The following is a 15816-nucleotide window of genomic DNA, read 5'->3' as shown; positions in this document are numbered from 1 at the left end:
GGCCGGTTGTGGCATTCAAAACCCTCAGCAGCAGGGATGCTGCTGTGGAGCGCCCATGGATGGGTTTACCGCGTGTTTTGAATGTTACAACCGGCCCTCGCCTCAAAGGACTAAAGTTCTGCGTATTGCGTTAGGATAAATGCGGCTTCGCCTCTTGATACCCCATTTTGTGGATTAAAGAAGGCTTTAAGCGTAGGCTGTAGGTCAAATGGGCCTTGCTCTACTTTTACTTCTACCTGCATTAGCCCTGCAGCCAGTGCTTGTTGAACATAGCCGCGATACTCAGGAGCAATCGCATCGGTGTCTTCAACTTCCACCGCTTCACCAAGAACAATTGCGATAACCTTTTGAGAGTCAAAGCTTTGCGCTGCATCTTCAAGACCTAATGCTTGAACCATTGAGTACGCCATTTCTTCTTTGCTCACCTGCATGTTGCTACCAAAGAAGTCACCATCAGCTTGCATTACGGGCTGAGTATTCATCTCTAAATCTCCCAACACCGCACCTGTCGCTGTCGCAGAGTTTACCGCTGCAGCATTTTCTGCACTCACATCGGTGTAGTTAACTGTGTTACCGTCGTTTGTTTGACGAAGGTTTGCACTAAGCGCCAACGTATCAGCAAGCTCTACACGAGTTAGTGGTGCGTCTGGCGCAAACCCACTTTCTTTTGCATCCATTAGCTCATTAGCAACAACGTATTCAATGAAAGGTTTAGCAGGATGACCTACTGCATCATCAATACCGGTGTAACCTGATGTGACTAACAAGCGAATATTTACATCGTTAGTGCCAGGGATACCCACACCGTTTGTAACACCTAGTGGGTCAACTGACACACCACTAATGCTACCAATTCCGCGGCTATATAGTTTCCATGTACCCGGCATACCCGGCGCAGCTGCGCCAACAGAAGAACCTAAAACAGGTAGGCCGATACCAGAGCCATAACGGTTGCCTGCTGGATCTTCCAGTACAAACGCCGTAGCCGTTTCAATTGACGCGCTCGCCACCACCATAGATACGTCAGACGTTACTTCAAACTCTTCTACAGGTGACTCACCAACAGGTAGGTAAGTCGTAGGTAGCGTAAAGCTATCGCCTTCAGCAACATTAGCAAATGCGTTAAATTCGCGATTTTTCTTCACGGTATCGCCAAATACTTCTTCACCGTCAAGCACTGCAGTTACCGCAGCATAGGCGTTAACATAACCTGCACCTACTTCCCACTCGTCCATACCAGCCATTGGTGTTGCGGTTTCCAGAAGAATACGCTTCACATCTTCCCACTGAAGGTTTGGATTGGCTTCTAGCATTAGCGCAACAATACCTGACACGTGCGGCGCAGCCATTGATGTACCGCTAGATACGGTATAAAACGGTAGATGTTGTGGCTCAATCATTTCAGCGTCGTCAGCAGCGCTTAAACCGCCTAAGCTAGACAGTGATGCACGAGCAGAAATAACGTCTACACCTGGCGCGGTTACGGTAGGACGGTCTTCCCATGTAAACACTTCTCCATCGACAACCGCTTGTCCGCCTTTCCCGTCGACACCGCGTGAACTAAAATCAGCCAGCTCGCCCTGCTTGTTACCCGCAGCTACCGTAATTACCCAAGGTGCCTTTTTAAAGTTACCGGTAATTGTCGACTCACCTGGACCTGAGTTACCTGCCGAGAACACAGTGATAATACCGTTATCAGCTAATGCTTTAGTCACAACGTTTGTTGGGTCATCTGGGTTAAACTCTGTACCCACATCGCCAGTGTTACCAAACGAGTTTGAGATAACACGAATGTTGTAATCGAACTGGTGCGTTAACGCGTAGTCGAATCCACCGATAGTATCTAAAATGAATAGACCTGCGCCCGAGCCATAACCAATGATGTCTGCGCCCGGTGCTACACCTGCGTGTAAACCGTCGCTCTTAGCACCGTTACCGCCTACTGTACCTGCGACGTGCGTTCCGTGACCGCCTAGAATGTCGGTATTAGATACGTTTTCTTGATAAGTAATCGGTAAAATGCCGCTGTAGCTGTTTAGATTAACTTGCGCTAGGACGTTTTGAACTACGTGATCAGGGAATGCTAAATCACCATGAGTGCCGTCAACACCTGAATCGTTAACAACCACGCCGATGCCTTTTCCTGACACTGGCATTCCGTTAATACGAATGTCACGGTCAGCTCGTAGCGCCTGAACACCTGTAATTTGAGTTGATTCATGATTTTCTAGTTCAAGCGGATCGTTGTTCCATACAGAAACCACGTCATCGCGCTGATAAAGTGCTTCAACTTGTTCTTTGTTAGCTAGCACACCAACAATAGGCACGTTGCGAAGGCTAACACCACCCGTGATGCCTAACGATTCAAGTGCTGTAATTTGTTCTGTTGTGGCTGGTCCCTTACCTTCAAATGTAACAATAACTTGTTGTAGTTCTAGTGGCGAAGCAGCAAGCGCATCGGCCAATGTTTTATCGAAAGTTTTTGCATTCACCATGCTCGCTGGTAGGGCACAAGCAATAGCAACTGATAATACTGTTTTGTTATTAAGGAACTTCATAATACACCTCTCTTTGAGTACCCCTTGAGTATTTAACAACCAAAGAAGCAAAACTATGGGGAGTTCCCCCTATTCGGTGTAATTTATAAAAGCGTTGAGAAAGCAGAAACTTAAAAAGAAAAAAGCCCTCACAAAAGGAGGGCTGAAAACACCAACTATCGAGTAACATAGATATGTTGGAGGGAACGAACGAGGTACCAGAAACACATTAGCTAAAAAAGGGTTACTGTTTGCGCTTTCTCATTGAAGTAAACGCAAACAAAATTAGCATCGCAGTGGCAAAAGAAGCAGGTTCGCTCACTTGTGTTGAGCCATTTGTAGACTCGACAGTTTTAACAAGTTGAAACAAGCCACCTGCGCAGCGGTCGCCATTTTCAAAAAACACGCACGAGTCTGATGATCCTAGCCCGGCTAAACCTGAACTAATAGTGAATTCGTATGGAACGCTTGAGTCTTCAATAAATAGTTGAAAACCTTCACCGCTTTCATCACCAAACACACCATTTTCTAAATCAACTATCGCAAACTCATCAATATCGTCTTCTAAAATATTATAAGTCGTACCATTGAACTCTAGCTGAAAGAAAAATGATAACCACGTGCTCATATCGAATTGGGTTTCGTTTTCATCAAAAGTGATTTGCCCAATTAAACTGGTTTGGTCAGCTTCGTCACCTAACACTAATCGTGTGAAATCATAGGTAATTACGCCAGCGAAAGAAGGCATAGAAAACAGAACGAACACAGCGGCAATTAATGACTTCATAGTAAACCCACTTCTAAATTCTTATGGGCTTAGTATTGAACTTAATGCATTGAATACAAATAGGGAGTTCCCCCTAGTTGTATTCAATGCTATCTAATATGACGTGGTTTAATTAGCGTTTTGTTCGTGTAGTACTTTTGCTAGTTCGTAATTACCTTGCGAAAGAGCAATATCCGCTACCGAATTACCCGCTTTATCCATGTGAGCTGGGTTAGCCCCTTTATCAATAAGCGTATTGATAATTTCTTGTCTATCGAAAAGGCTTGCGAACATCAACGCCGTTTGGCCTTGCTCGTTTTCTTCATCTATATCGCAATCGGCAAAAACCAGTTGCTTAGCTACACTGACGTGACCTTTAAATATGGCCCCCATAAGTGCGGTGTTTCCGCGGTTGTCTTCTTGACATGGGTTGGCATTAGCTTCGCTGATAAGAAAGTTCACGGTGTCGGTATGCCCATGGTACGCCGCAAGAATAAGTGCGGTGTAGCCTTTTTCGTCGGCCACATTAACATCTAAACCGGCTTGATAAAACGCACTCAGCATGGCGCTATCACCTTCCCGCGCTGCATCAAAATAACGTGCTTTCAAGGTCTCCACATTAGGCCTAGTTGCACTTTGTTGAGTATCAGCTTGAGTGGTTGCGTCACTTACCGCACTAGTATAAAAACTGGTGAAGGTGGCAACGACGAACAGTGCTGCCGTAAGTGTTTGCTTTAAAAAAGACATTGTGCCCCCTTACTGGTAAATCTAAATATGGTTACTACAAAACTGTTTTCAGTAAAGCTGTTACAGAAAGATTGTTAAAGAAGAATTGTTTGAGAAAAATGGGAGTTACTCAACACTGTGATGTAACTCCCAACCCTATTGCTACTTAGCTTATTGCATTAGTGCGGTTAGGCTTTCAGCAACTTGCTTTGCTTTAGCGGCACGTGCAGCTTGCTGTTCCATTAAGTCTTTCGCCGTTTGACGAACTTTAGACATTGGTGCTTTCGCTAATTTTGCTACACCTGCACCGTAGTCTTTATCAGCGTTGTACATATAAGCACTAATAATGACGCGAATTTCTTCTTCGGGCACCGATGCCAACGCACCACCTAAGTTACTAATTAGGTTTTTCTGACCTTCTTTAGTTAGGTTTCTGAAAAACTCACCCGCTTGCTTGAAGTTCTGTTCTTTGTAGAACGGAATTTGTTGCGTCATACCTGCAAGCGGCTTGCTTGAGTAACGGAACGCTGGATCTTCGTTAAGATCAAGACGTCGACTTGGCTGATAATTCACGTCGCGCGCAGTGCTAGTCGTTCGAAGCTGACCATGCTGTTCGTGGTTATTAATAACCGCATTTTTAGGTGAATTAACCGGAATGCGGTACGCGTTAACTCCTAGGCGATAGCGCTGTGTATCAGCATACGAGAACAAACGACCTTGAAGCATTCTGTCTTCTGACGGCTCAATACCAGGAATTAAATTACTCGGTGCAAATGCCGCTTGTTCAGTTTCTTCAAAGAAGTTATCTGGAACACGGTTAAGCACTAAGCGACCAATCTTTTTTGCCGGCACTAGCGATTCAGGCCAAATCTTAGTGGTATCAAGTGGGTTAAACTCAAAATCATCCAATTGCTCTGGCTCCAGCTCTTGTAAATAAAGATCCCAAGACGCTGTTTCACCTTTTTCACCAATTCGCGTGTAGATGTCGGTAGTATGCGGCTGCATATCCATTCCCTGCACTTTCATGGCTTCTTCATTGGTAAAGTTCTTTATTGGCTGGTTCGACTTCCATGTGAACTTCACGTACTTGTAATTACCTACGTCATCAACAAACTTGAAAGCATGTACACCTGAACCATCCATATTTAGATAGCTTGCCGGTGTGCCGTAGTCAGAGAAAAGCATAGTTAACGTGTGCGTTGACTCTGGTACGTGCGAGAAGAAATCAAAAATGCGCTTAGGCTCTTGCTTGTTCGTTACCGGCGATGGTTTAAATGCATGCACCATATCTGGGAACTTGATTGCATCGCGGATAAAGAAAACCGGGAAGTTGTTACCGACGAGATCCCAGTTACCTTGTTCGGTGTAAAACTTCACTGCAAAGCCACGCGGGTCGCGCAGCGTCTCAGGTGACAGATGACCATGTACTACCGATGAAAAACGAACAAAAACGTCGGTCTTTTTACCCGCTGATTGAAACGGCGCAGCCAGTGTTTCATCTGAAAGGTCGACCAGGTTTTCATAATATCCATAAACGCCTGTACCACGTGCGTGAACAACGCGCTCAGGAATACGCTCGCGGTCAAATGCCGCTAGCTTTTCAATAAGGTGCGAATCTTGTAGTAAAACCGGTCCCCATGGGCCTGCTGTTTGCGAGTTTTGATTATCGCCTACGGGGGCACCATTTTGACGGGTTAGTGTATCGGCGCTTACGCCTAAGGTAAGCATACTGGCAGCTACGCCGCCTAGGACAAACTTAGTTAACGTTGATTTCATTGAGGTTCTCACAGCTGTACTCCCACATGAAGGTTGGTACGAGGTTTAGGGGCTTTGACTTCTACGCAAACTTGGTCGCCATAATAGTTATCAGCGTAATTGCATTGCGTTCGAATGGGTTGATTAGTTGTGGAGGAAACACGGTGGCTATTCGCCGTTGTTAGCTTTTTTAATAGTGCGCTCATTTGGCTCTCCTTCTTAAGTTGAGAGCATTATCATTAATTGAGCAAAACTATTAAAACGGGTTAAAACGATTCAAATAATTAATTTATTTGATTGTAAAGATGCTAGCTAATCGAGAAAAGGTATGAAAGTAAGTAAATGATGCGTGACGAAAGAAAGGTTGATAGAAATTTGCAGTTCACACTTGGGGGATAACGGCGCCATTTTAAAGTAATGAGAATAAATGACGCCAGTTTTCTAGATAACCGTAATATCTGGTCTCCAACCTCTGATCTCTAACCTTCAAGCCATGGCCCGGTTATAGCTAAGGTCTTCGTTGGAGAGTAAATATTCACGAAAAGCGTATTGCCGTCGGGCGAGAAACACGCGCCGGCAAGTTCAGTTTGCGCATGGAGCTTTGCAAAGTTATACACTTCTCCATTTGGTGTAACACCGCGTAAGTGATTATCAACAATATCAGTATATTGGTCTTCGCACACCAATAGATGCCCGTTTGGACATACGGTTAGGTTATCGCCAAAATTATATAAGTTCTTGTCTTCACTTTCTAAAAATAGCTGAAGCTTGTCCTGTTTACCATCTGCAGAAGGAACAAGTTTCATCACCTGACCGAGCTGCTTTTGGCCACCATTAGTACAGCAAAAATAAAGCTCATTTTCACCCCAATGTATACCTTCACCGCGAGCGAATAAGGCAGCACCTTTCTCATATCCTCTAGCGCGTAGGTCATCGTTCGGGCTTTCTGGATTGTCTAATGCTATCCACTCAACGTCGAACCACGTCGCCAATGGCATAGTTGTGGAACTCCAGTTACGTGTATCAAACTGAGGTTTGTTTTTTACTACCAGGGCTTCTAATTGGCCGCCAGCTGCCAAGTTAGCGTACTCGTTAGGTACAAAGCGATATAGCAAGCTGTCACCCTGATCTTCAGTCAGGTAAACAATGCCTGTTTTGGGGTCAACACATGCCGCTTCATGGTTAAAGCGCCCCATTGCTTTAAGTGGTTTAGCTTCAATGAGTGAGTCAGCATTTGCAGGTACTTCAAATATGTAGCCGTGATCTTTGCTTACCACATCGCCGTTCGGGCCATGAGGTCGGTCTACGGACTCTTCACACGTTAGCCACGTGCCCCAAGGCGTAATGCCGCCCGAGCAGTTTCTTACCGTTCCAACAAGACTGATAAACTCTCGCTCTACCTTTTGCGTGGTAAGGTTGTACACCATTGTTGTGGTGCCGCCTGGTAAAGCAACCCCACTATGATAGTTGTCGTAGGCCAACTCGCTGGTATGCTTTTGAATAGACTGTGGCTGAGCACTTAAGTGTTTGGGGTGCAGTTCGTGGTTACGTATTAGCGCAACTTTGTCGCTAGTACCTTCTATAGGAAGACACCCCATGCCATCCGCTCTGTCAGGTACATGCATACCATCAGACATGTTATTTCCAAGGCTTGATATAACCTTATAGCTAAAGCCTTTAGGTAAATCGAGCAGCTTTTGAGGGTCGGCGATTAGTGCACCATAGCCTTCACTAATCGGCATAGACGCCAAATCCAACTTTTTACCAAAAGCACTGCTAGCTAGGCCACCAAATGCCAAAGAACCCACTAAAAACTGGCGTCGTGTAATCATGAAAATCTCGCAAAACTGATAAACAGAGCATAGTACCCTTTAATTGTTACAGTATCACAACAAAGGGGTTAAATTTCCACTTCTTAGCTTCGTGAATATCTTATACCGTCAGAAGGGAGTGAATGCTGAGCCTTTTTAATTCCGACAACGCATGGTGCGATTCAGGAACTCTTACATAAAAGCGGGGATGGGTTCGCGGCGTGTTACTTCTTCTCCCCCTCAAATGTTTTGATATGCTTCGAGAAGGGAGTGATTGTTGTGCCCTCTGAAACCCTACACCGCAGGGACGCGGTGTCGGAGCTCTTACTTAAAAACAAGGATGGGTTTACGGCGAGCTCCCTCCTCTCTCCAAAGCTTTCTGGTATACAGATTGCGGAGGGAGTGAAGCCCCATCAAAAACTCTCAGCAGCTGGGACGCTGCTGCGAAGCCGCCATGGATGGCTTTACGGCGTGTTTTTGATGGGGCTTCACTTCCGATTTTTCAAATCGCAGGCATAAAAAAAGCGCACCTAAGTGCGCTTTTTTTGGCTTGTGTTGCTAAGTCTAGATTAGTCTAGGATCTTAGATACAACACCAGCACCTACTGTACGACCACCTTCACGGATTGCGAAACGAAGACCTTCTTCCATCGCGATCGGAGCAATTAGCTCAACTTTGAATTTAAGGTTGTCACCAGGCATTACCATTTCTACGCCTTCTGGAAGCTCTACAGCACCAGTTACGTCAGTTGTACGGAAGTAGAACTGTGGACGGTAGCCTTTGAAGAATGGAGTATGACGGCCACCTTCATCTTTAGATAGTACGTATACTTCTGCTTCGAAGTTAACGTGTGGAGTGATTGAACCAGGCTTAGCTAGTACTTGACCACGTTCAACTTCGTCACGCTTAGTACCACGTAGAAGAACACCAACGTTCTCACCTGCACGGCCTTCGTCAAGAAGCTTACGGAACATCTCAACACCAGTACAAGTAGTCTTAGTAGTATCTTTGATACCTACGATTTCTACTTCTTCACCAACCTTGATGATACCTTGCTCAACACGACCCGTTACAACAGTACCACGGCCTGAGATTGAGAATACGTCTTCGATTGGAAGAATGAACGGCTTGTCGATTGCACGCTCTGGCTCTGGGATGTATGAATCAAGCGCTTCACCAAGCTCGATGATTTTCTTTTCCCACTCTGCGTCGCCTTCAAGCGCTTTAAGAGCTGAACCTTGGATAACTGGTAGGTCATCACCTGGGAATTCGTATTCGTTAAGAAGTTCACGAACTTCCATTTCTACTAGCTCTAGAAGCTCTTCATCGTCAACCATGTCACACTTGTTCATGAATACGATGATGTAAGGAATACCAACCTGACGACCAAGTAGGATGTGCTCACGAGTCTGTGGCATAGGGCCATCAGTCGCAGCAACTACTAGGATACCACCGTCCATCTGAGCAGCACCAGTGATCATGTTTTTAACGTAATCAGCGTGTCCTGGGCAGTCTACGTGTGCGTAGTGACGAGTAGGAGTGTCATATTCTACGTGTGAAGTAGAAATGGTGATACCACGTGCTTTCTCTTCAGGCGCGTTATCGATTTGATCGAAAGCCTGTGCGTTACCGCCGTAAGTTTTAGAAAGAACTGTAGTGATAGCTGCAGTTAGGGTAGTTTTACCGTGGTCAACGTGGCCGATTGTACCCACGTTTACGTGGGGTTTCGTACGTTCAAACTTTTCTTTTGCCATTTCTATTATCCCAGCAAAGTTACATTAAAAAATTTAGAAATTTTACATGAGCTGGGGAGAAATAAACTGGTGCTGATAGGCAGATTTGAACTGCCGACCTCACCCTTACCAAGGGTGCGCTCTACCAACTGAGCTATATCAGCACTGATTTGGAGCGGGCAGCGGGAATCGAACCCGCATCATCAGCTTGGAAGGCTGAGGTAATAGCCATTATACGATGCCCGCAATCCTAATTCTCTGGCCACCTCATAGAGAAAGTGGTGGAGGGGGCAGGATTCGAACCTGCGAAGGCTGAGCCGGCAGATTTACAGTCTGCTCCCGTTGACCGCTTGGGTACCCCTCCAGATTGATGGTGCCGACTGCCGGAATCGAACTGGCGACCTACTGATTACAAGTCAGTTGCTCTACCAACTGAGCTAAGTCGGCACTACATCAAGTGGGTGCGCATTCTAGAGTATTGTTTAACTCTGTGCAAGTGTCTTTTTGAAAATTTTTCAATTTTCTTTTTTGACCAATTTTTCAACTAATCAAAAACTTACGTCGATGTTCCCTTTAGAAGTTCACTTCGAGCGTAGCGGGCAAGACCCTGCATCACCAAATGAGCGAGGCGCATGTTATCAGCAGATTTTAAGAATGCAAACACTTTTTTGTCTCCACCCCCTAAAATTATGTCAAATTCGGTTTGTTTGCTTGATATGTAATCAACCGCGCTCAAATAAACACCATACAGGGCAGCATGACACCCTGTTGCAACACAATCTTCTGTATCGGTCCCCACGCCAAAGGTGGTCGGAATTTCATCATTCGCGAACACTTTTTTAGTTGAAGCAACCAATGCATTACGCATTACTTGAAAACCAGGCACGATCCAACCGCCTAAATGTTGACCATCTACCACAAAATCAACCGTTATTGCCGTACCTACATCCATAACAAAAAATGCTTTTTTTGATTTTTCTGCAGCACAAACCATGGCAAGCCACCTATCAACGCCCATTTTTTGAACATTCGCATAACTGTTTTTTATGCCGAAGGCTTCTTTCTCGGTGTGCTTTTCTACAAAAATAATATTTCGCTCGTTACACATGGCGGATATTTCATCAACCAGCTCCTGATTTCTTACTGAAGCTATATATAAATGGGAAATTTTTTTCTGAGAATCAATAAAAGAGAAAAGAGAATTGGCATCTTCGCACGCATTAGGCTCTTCTTCTGCATGACAAAGCAGTGAATATTTTATTCGGGTGTTACCGATATCCACTAATATGACGTGGTTTTCTTCAATGTTGTTCATATTTTTGGTTTCAATCGCAAAGCAATGCGTAAAACGAACGGATAAAATGCTATTTAAAAATCACAAAGATGAACTACGAAGTACTTTTATTATAAAAATGGTCAAAATCTTCGTAGCTCAGATATAAAGCAAAACAAAAATAAAAAGTTAATTGCCTCTAAGGCTAACTTCGCCGCCGTGGAAACGGGTAATACCGTCTTGCGTTTCAACAAGAAGCGCGCCGCTGGCGTCCACTCCCCTATCAATTCCGGAAAAACGCTTCTCACCCATTTGTAAAACAATGCGTTTATCGGCGTATAAGTCGAGCGCTTCCCAATATGCTGTGAATGGCCCGAAGCCCTGCTGGGTAAATTTAGGTAAATAAGACCAAAGCGATTTAATTATTTCTGCCGCCAATGCATTTCTATCTGGGATAGTGCCCAAATATGACGCAAGATCGCTATGAGGCTGACCAACATCGTACTGATTATCGGGTACGCAAACATTCAAACCTATGCCGATAACACTATGCGCCGTAGCGCCTATTTGCCCTTCTACTTCAATAAGTACGCCCGCAAGCTTTTTACCTTGCAAATAAATGTCATTCGGCCATTTAAGCTCGGCGTCTTCCACGCCAAATTCTTTAAGTGCATCGCAAACTGCCAAGCCTACCAATAAAGAAAGTCCTGCCATGCTTTGATAACCGTCGGGAAAAGACCAGTACATAGAAAAAGTTAAGCTTCCGCCAACTGGCGCTAACCATGAACGGCCGTGTCTACCGCGTCCATCGGTCTGAATTTCAGCAAAAACGACATCGCCGTTTTCAAGATCTTCTCGTTTGCTGGCAATACGCTTCTTCATTTCCGTATTGGTGGAAGGTAATACCGACTCCACATCAATAACCGCTCGTTTTGTATTGCCTAAATGACGTTTAATGCTGTCGGCGCTTAACAATGGAAACCCTCGTTCTAAACGGTAGCCTTTACCTTTTACTTTGAATACATCTAATCCCCAATCGGCGAGTTGGGAAATATGCCCTGCAACTGCTGTGCGCGAAAGGCCCACTTGCTGTGCAATGGTTTCCCCTGAGTGAAACTGGCCGTCGGACAACAAAGCGAGTATATGTTTTCTTATAGCTTTTGATGCTTGTCTCATAGCGAAATAAGTCCTTTGCTTCCTAATAAGCGCACTTCTGGCTCAAGCTGTATGCCGAACTTCCCCTGTACGCTTGCTATGATATCTTTTGCCATGGTTATTACATCGTTTCCGGTGGCACCACCTAAGTTAGTAAGTACCAATGGCTGTGTAGGGTGGCATCGTACTTTATTCAAAGTCTTGCCTTTAAAACCTGCCTGGTCGATAAGCCACGCGGCAGGAATTTTTATTTGTTCTTTTTCAGTGGCTGGCAGCTCAACACCTCCGTGCACCACAAAATGGGGCACTGAATCATACTCTTGTGCGATCGCTTGAAACACTGCTTTTGAAACCACTGGGTTTTTAAAGAAACTTCCAGCATTGCCTAGCTCGGCAGGATCGGGAAGTTTGCTCTTCCTAATTTCTATTACCTTACTATACACCTTTTCTGGTGTAGGCTCAGTGAGTGCCGCTAGTTCGCCATAGCTGGTCTCGAGTTCGTAGTGCTTGGGCAGTTTAAAGTTTACATGAGTGATTAGCACTTTGTTCGCTAGTGCATGCTTGAACACACTGTCTCTATAGCCAAATTGACAGTCTTCATTGCCCAACAATACCTGCTCGCCGGTTTCAAGAAATACACACTCTACTTTGTCGATTAACGTATTCACTTCTCGTCCGTACGCACCAATATTCTGAATTGGGCATGCGCCTACTGAGCCAGGTATTAAGGCGAGATTTTCGAAACCATACCACTTCTCTTTCATACACAAAGTGACGAAGTCATGCCAGTTTTCACCTGCACCTACACGTAAGTAATGGTGACTTTCAGTATCAAAATGGCTTATTCCCTTAATCTCGTTAACCAGAATTGTACCGTCAAAGTCGTCAGTGAAGACTGAATTGCTTCCACCGCCCAATATATAAATGGCTTTGTTATTGTTTTTAGAAGTTTTGAAGATAGACAGGAATGAAGTAACGTCGCTAAACGACTGGATAGAATCACAAGAAGCGGCGAGGCCAAATGTGCTGTATGGTTGTAGTGAAGGCATAGAGTTTTACGAACTGCGAACAATTCGCTAATGGTAGGGTAACGAAGCAGCAAATAAAAGCGCAAAGAAGGAATAATATTGTTGCCAATATTGCTAAGCGCTAGAGCATTACCACTTTCATTCGTTAAAGTGAGAAAACGGAAGCTAGCGCTTATACGTAAATACAGAGAACTTACTGCTCTTTGGCTTTATAACCAATACGAAACCCTCCCCAATGTTTACCGTTCACATATATCGGTGCAGATAGATCATGCATGACCTCACCTGTATCTCGCTTGTAAGTTTGTAGCAAGAAAGTAGAGGTATTGCTGCCACAACGACTTCCGGTTTTGTCATCGAATATCCGTTTCGTTCTGTTATTTGCTAAATCCGTATCGTAATTACCAGTAAGGGGCTGACTAAACTTCTTGTTGTGGGTAGGAAAGTAACCATTTACGTCAACTGCGCCGGCATAAATAATGAAACTATGTGTTTCTAATAACGGTTCTTGGATAGCGGGAAGTACGTCGTCGGTGAACTTATCAAAAGGTGTCGTGTGCTTTATAGGATTAGTGTTCGGTATAGGTGAATAGTCAAAATTAAACAGCTTTGCTTCCGATATTTTCCCTTCTGAAATCGCTTGCTCGAAACGCTTTCCAACAGTTTTAGCTGCATTTAATGCAATGTCTCTAACTTCGCTGTTTCGATCATTTACGTCGAAGCTTTCCAGCAGCCTGAAAATATCTTCAGCTTGACTACTCAGTGATAGCGCCTGAGTAGAAACATCAGTGAGGTCGTGCTCTAATTTTTCTGTCGTCGTGTGCAACTGAAGTATATTGGTACTTATACCTGCGCTATGTTCTGCATTATTTTCTACCATTACTTGCATAGCGCCCATCGATTCCCGGGCTTTTGTAGAGAGCATACTGGAGTGTGAGATAGCTTCTTCGCTCTCCTTTAATTTCACATTCATGTTATCACTAGAGTTAAGCACCGTTTCCATAGTAGCCACTGCGGCCTGGCTACTTGTATTCATATCCTGCAGCAAACTTTCAATTCCTGAGGTGGCATCGGTTGTTTTCTTGGCAAGCTCGCGTACTTCATCAGCAACGACGGCGAAACCACGTCCTTGATCTCCCGCTCTTGCAGCTTCAATAGCCGCATTAAGCGCTAGCATATTTGTTTGATCGGCTAATTGGTTAATGGTGTTTGTTATTGTACTTATTCCCTCGGCCTTACTTTTTAATGTAGTAAGCGCTTCAGATGACGCATTTATGTTTTTAACCAGCTGCTGTTGCTGGCTTAATACTTCTTTTAACGACGTACTGCCGAACTGCGTTTTCTCGTCAGATTCATTCATAGAAAATGCAGCATTCTTGGCAAGCTCATCTAACTGAGTTGAGGAGACTTCTAACTGTTGGAGTCTACCGCTCATCTCGCCGATGTTCGCGACTTGCTCATTAAATGCTTTTGATAACTGCTCTAAAAAGAAAGAGATAGAAGCGCCACCAATAGCAATGTTGCTCGCGGCATGGCTAACTTTCGTTGCATCATTGCTGTGTGCATTGTTCTTATAATCGTCAGTTAGAACAATTTTACTAGCGGCTATATTTTGGTTTTGAAATACCTTCTCAATAATAAAGGCCGCGAAAAGGATAGTAAGAAACGTAGCAACTGTAGAGATTAGTAGATGTGAAGTAACAAAAGACATCACTACATTAACGAGACCGGCAATAACAGCTAAAACTAAATACTTCATCATGCACACTTAACATTTTATTAACACCTCAAAAATGTAAAGCGTTTTAAACCAATTATCCATAAGCGGATAGTATTAGTTATGGGGTCAGAGTACTTTATTGGCTGAGTATTGTATTCATAGTAAATAAAATAAACACTTCAAGGTACATGTTGCCTCACTCGTAAGGAGTCTACTTTACTTGGACTCTATCGCTTATAAACGCTTTTTTATTACTAACTGTTATCTGGTACTAACTCGTTAAGGTGCAAAACCATCCAACCGTTAATATAAATATTTCGAGGCCGCCTAGCATCGTAAATGGCACCAGAAGTAACCAAGTCATTTACTTTTGTTTTGCTAAGCACAAGGTTATCAACACGATAGTAATTGCGCAGTAATAACGCTTTATCAAATTTCGCATGTTGACTCGGCGAGACAGGTGTTGTGTGAGCAATGTTTCCGACTTTAAAAGTAAGAGTATCATCATCAACACTAAGTAATTTCAGGGGGACATAGCGAAATCGAGCATCCGATGAAGGCTCTATAGCTCTATAGTCAATATAGAAAAAGTCGTTTTTCTGAGGATTAGCTAAGGCCCGCTCTTTTTCACTATTTTTAATAAATGCATTACCAACAAAGAAGAATGCTATTAGAAGAAAGCAAACAAGTTCTGCATGCAGCTTTAATAGAGCGGTCACTGGTTCAAGTTGAAAATTACCCCGCAAATAAGCCGGGTTATTATTGAATGGTAAGGCTGACATACAAACTTCCTAGCTGTTTAGTGTTTTTACACCATACCGATTATTTTTCAACCTGTCGCTTTTTCTATACATTCAAACAAGTCCACAGCATTGATCCCTCGAATAATAGGGTCAGAGTACATTTCTCTAATAAGGTATGCTGGCGAATTAGAGTACTTCTCCCACACTGTTATGAAATCACGCATAGTTAAATTCGTTTTTTAAAAAAGTACTCTGACCCCTTTATTATTTTTGTGGTGAGCTATTTATGAAATGCTTTCTGGCACTGCCTAAGCATTAAAAGCGGCCGAAGAGTAACTCGTCTTAATTCTGGGGTTTTGCTGAGGGAATGGGGATTAATGTACTCTGACCCCATTTTTTCTTTCTTCCAAACGCAAAAAACCCGCCGTTAGGCGGGTTTTTCTTAATTGGGACCTGGCAGTGTCCTACTCTCACATGGGGAAGCCCCACACTACCATCGGCGCTAATACGTTTCACTTCTGAGTTCGGAATGGAGTCAGGTGGTACCGTATCGCTATGGCTGCCAGGAA

Annotated in this window: 13 protein-coding genes, 4 tRNA genes and 1 rRNA gene; all 18 read right to left on the bottom strand. The window is 44.1% G+C overall.

Going from position 1 to position 15816, the window contains the following annotated elements:
• Window positions 1-110 precede the first annotated feature (110 nt).
• Entirely contained in the window at window positions 111-2558 is a 2448-nt protein-coding gene (locus MHN00_RS19150) for a S8 family serine peptidase (protein WP_239302079.1), read from the bottom strand.
• 223 nt (window positions 2559-2781) lie between these two features.
• Entirely contained in the window at window positions 2782-3324 is a 543-nt protein-coding gene (locus tag MHN00_RS19145) for a hypothetical protein (protein ID WP_239302078.1), read from the bottom strand.
• Window positions 3325-3432: 108 nt separating this feature from the next.
• Window positions 3433-4050, bottom strand: coding sequence for an ankyrin repeat domain-containing protein (locus tag MHN00_RS19140; protein ID WP_239302077.1), 618 nt, complete (start codon window positions 4048-4050; stop codon window positions 3433-3435).
• A gap of 150 nt (window positions 4051-4200) precedes the next feature.
• A complete protein-coding gene (locus MHN00_RS19135) occupies window positions 4201-5805 on the bottom strand; it encodes a catalase (protein WP_275444398.1) in 1605 nt (534 codons plus the stop codon).
• A gap of 8 nt (window positions 5806-5813) precedes the next feature.
• Window positions 5814-5990, bottom strand: coding sequence for a hypothetical protein (locus tag MHN00_RS19130; RefSeq protein WP_155279885.1), 177 nt, complete (start codon window positions 5988-5990; stop codon window positions 5814-5816).
• Window positions 5991-6263: 273 nt separating this feature from the next.
• Window positions 6264-7616 (bottom strand): alkaline phosphatase PhoX, encoded by a 1353-nt coding sequence (locus MHN00_RS19125; RefSeq protein WP_039228568.1) that lies wholly within the window; start codon window positions 7614-7616, stop codon window positions 6264-6266.
• A gap of 548 nt (window positions 7617-8164) precedes the next feature.
• Window positions 8165-9349: an elongation factor Tu gene (gene tuf / locus MHN00_RS19120; RefSeq protein WP_014977498.1), complete on the bottom strand. Its 1185-nt coding sequence runs from the start codon at window positions 9347-9349 to the stop codon at window positions 8165-8167.
• A 67-nt stretch (window positions 9350-9416) separates the two neighbouring features.
• Window positions 9417-9492: transfer RNA gene (locus tag MHN00_RS19115), tRNA-Thr, on the bottom strand.
• A 7-nt stretch (window positions 9493-9499) separates the two neighbouring features.
• Window positions 9500-9574, bottom strand: a tRNA-Gly gene (locus MHN00_RS19110).
• Between the two features lie 33 nt (window positions 9575-9607).
• Window positions 9608-9692 (bottom strand) — tRNA-Tyr (locus MHN00_RS19105).
• Between the two features lie 7 nt (window positions 9693-9699).
• Window positions 9700-9775 (bottom strand) — tRNA-Thr (locus tag MHN00_RS19100).
• 109 nt (window positions 9776-9884) lie between these two features.
• On the bottom strand, window positions 9885-10643 hold the full coding sequence (locus tag MHN00_RS19095; RefSeq protein WP_014950845.1) for a type III pantothenate kinase: 759 nt from the start codon (window positions 10641-10643) through the stop codon (window positions 9885-9887).
• A gap of 147 nt (window positions 10644-10790) precedes the next feature.
• The gene (gene birA / locus MHN00_RS19090; protein ID WP_039222269.1) at window positions 10791-11777 is read right to left on the bottom strand and encodes a bifunctional biotin--[acetyl-CoA-carboxylase] ligase/biotin operon repressor BirA; all 987 of its coding nucleotides are present in this window, start codon (window positions 11775-11777) and stop codon (window positions 10791-10793) included.
• Complete coding sequence (gene murB / locus MHN00_RS19085; protein WP_110289686.1) at window positions 11774-12805, bottom strand: UDP-N-acetylmuramate dehydrogenase; 1032 nt, start codon at window positions 12803-12805, stop codon at window positions 11774-11776. The genes birA and murB overlap by 4 nt, the downstream gene beginning before the upstream one ends.
• Window positions 12806-12977: 172 nt before the next feature.
• Window positions 12978-14543 (bottom strand): methyl-accepting chemotaxis protein, encoded by a 1566-nt coding sequence (locus MHN00_RS19080; protein ID WP_239302075.1) that lies wholly within the window; start codon window positions 14541-14543, stop codon window positions 12978-12980.
• A 215-nt stretch (window positions 14544-14758) separates the two neighbouring features.
• Window positions 14759-15286, bottom strand: coding sequence for a hypothetical protein (locus MHN00_RS19075; RefSeq protein WP_239302074.1), 528 nt, complete (start codon window positions 15284-15286; stop codon window positions 14759-14761).
• Between the two features lie 47 nt (window positions 15287-15333).
• Complete coding sequence (locus MHN00_RS19070) at window positions 15334-15471, bottom strand: hypothetical protein (protein WP_155279878.1); 138 nt, start codon at window positions 15469-15471, stop codon at window positions 15334-15336.
• 227 nt (window positions 15472-15698) lie between these two features.
• Window positions 15699-15814: ribosomal RNA gene (rrf, locus tag MHN00_RS19065) — 5S ribosomal RNA — on the bottom strand.
• Window positions 15815-15816: the final 2 nt, after the last annotated feature.

Origin of the sequence: Alteromonas sp. Cnat2-8, from assembly GCF_022348355.1 — a bacterium.
Taxonomy (GTDB): Bacteria; Pseudomonadota; Gammaproteobacteria; order Enterobacterales; family Alteromonadaceae; genus Alteromonas; species Alteromonas macleodii.
This window is presented reverse-complemented; position numbering and strand designations above follow the sequence as displayed.

Excerpts from the sequence above, each read along its gene's own strand:
- MHN00_RS19070 (WP_155279878.1), bottom strand. The coding sequence starts at position 15,471 with ATGCGTGATTTCATAACAGTGTGGGAGAAGTACTCTAATTCGCCAGCA.
- MHN00_RS19135 (WP_275444398.1), bottom strand. The coding sequence starts at position 5,805 with ATGAAATCAACGTTAACTAAGTTTGTCCTAGGCGGCGTAGCTGCCAGT.
- MHN00_RS19080 (WP_239302075.1), bottom strand. The coding sequence starts at position 14,543 with ATGAAGTATTTAGTTTTAGCTGTTATTGCCGGTCTCGTTAATGTAGTG.
- MHN00_RS19125 (WP_039228568.1), bottom strand. The coding sequence starts at position 7,616 with ATGATTACACGACGCCAGTTTTTAGTGGGTTCTTTGGCATTTGGTGGC.
- tuf (WP_014977498.1), bottom strand. The coding sequence starts at position 9,349 with ATGGCAAAAGAAAAGTTTGAACGTACGAAACCCCACGTAAACGTGGGT.
- MHN00_RS19150 (WP_239302079.1), bottom strand. The coding sequence starts at position 2,558 with ATGAAGTTCCTTAATAACAAAACAGTATTATCAGTTGCTATTGCTTGT.
- birA (WP_039222269.1), bottom strand. The coding sequence starts at position 11,777 with ATGAGACAAGCATCAAAAGCTATAAGAAAACATATACTCGCTTTGTTG.
- MHN00_RS19145 (WP_239302078.1), bottom strand. The coding sequence starts at position 3,324 with ATGAAGTCATTAATTGCCGCTGTGTTCGTTCTGTTTTCTATGCCTTCT.
- MHN00_RS19095 (WP_014950845.1), bottom strand. The coding sequence starts at position 10,643 with ATGAACAACATTGAAGAAAACCACGTCATATTAGTGGATATCGGTAAC.
- MHN00_RS19075 (WP_239302074.1), bottom strand. The coding sequence starts at position 15,286 with ATGTCAGCCTTACCATTCAATAATAACCCGGCTTATTTGCGGGGTAAT.
- murB (WP_110289686.1), bottom strand. The coding sequence starts at position 12,805 with ATGCCTTCACTACAACCATACAGCACATTTGGCCTCGCCGCTTCTTGT.
- MHN00_RS19130 (WP_155279885.1), bottom strand. The coding sequence starts at position 5,990 with ATGAGCGCACTATTAAAAAAGCTAACAACGGCGAATAGCCACCGTGTT.
- MHN00_RS19140 (WP_239302077.1), bottom strand. The coding sequence starts at position 4,050 with ATGTCTTTTTTAAAGCAAACACTTACGGCAGCACTGTTCGTCGTTGCC.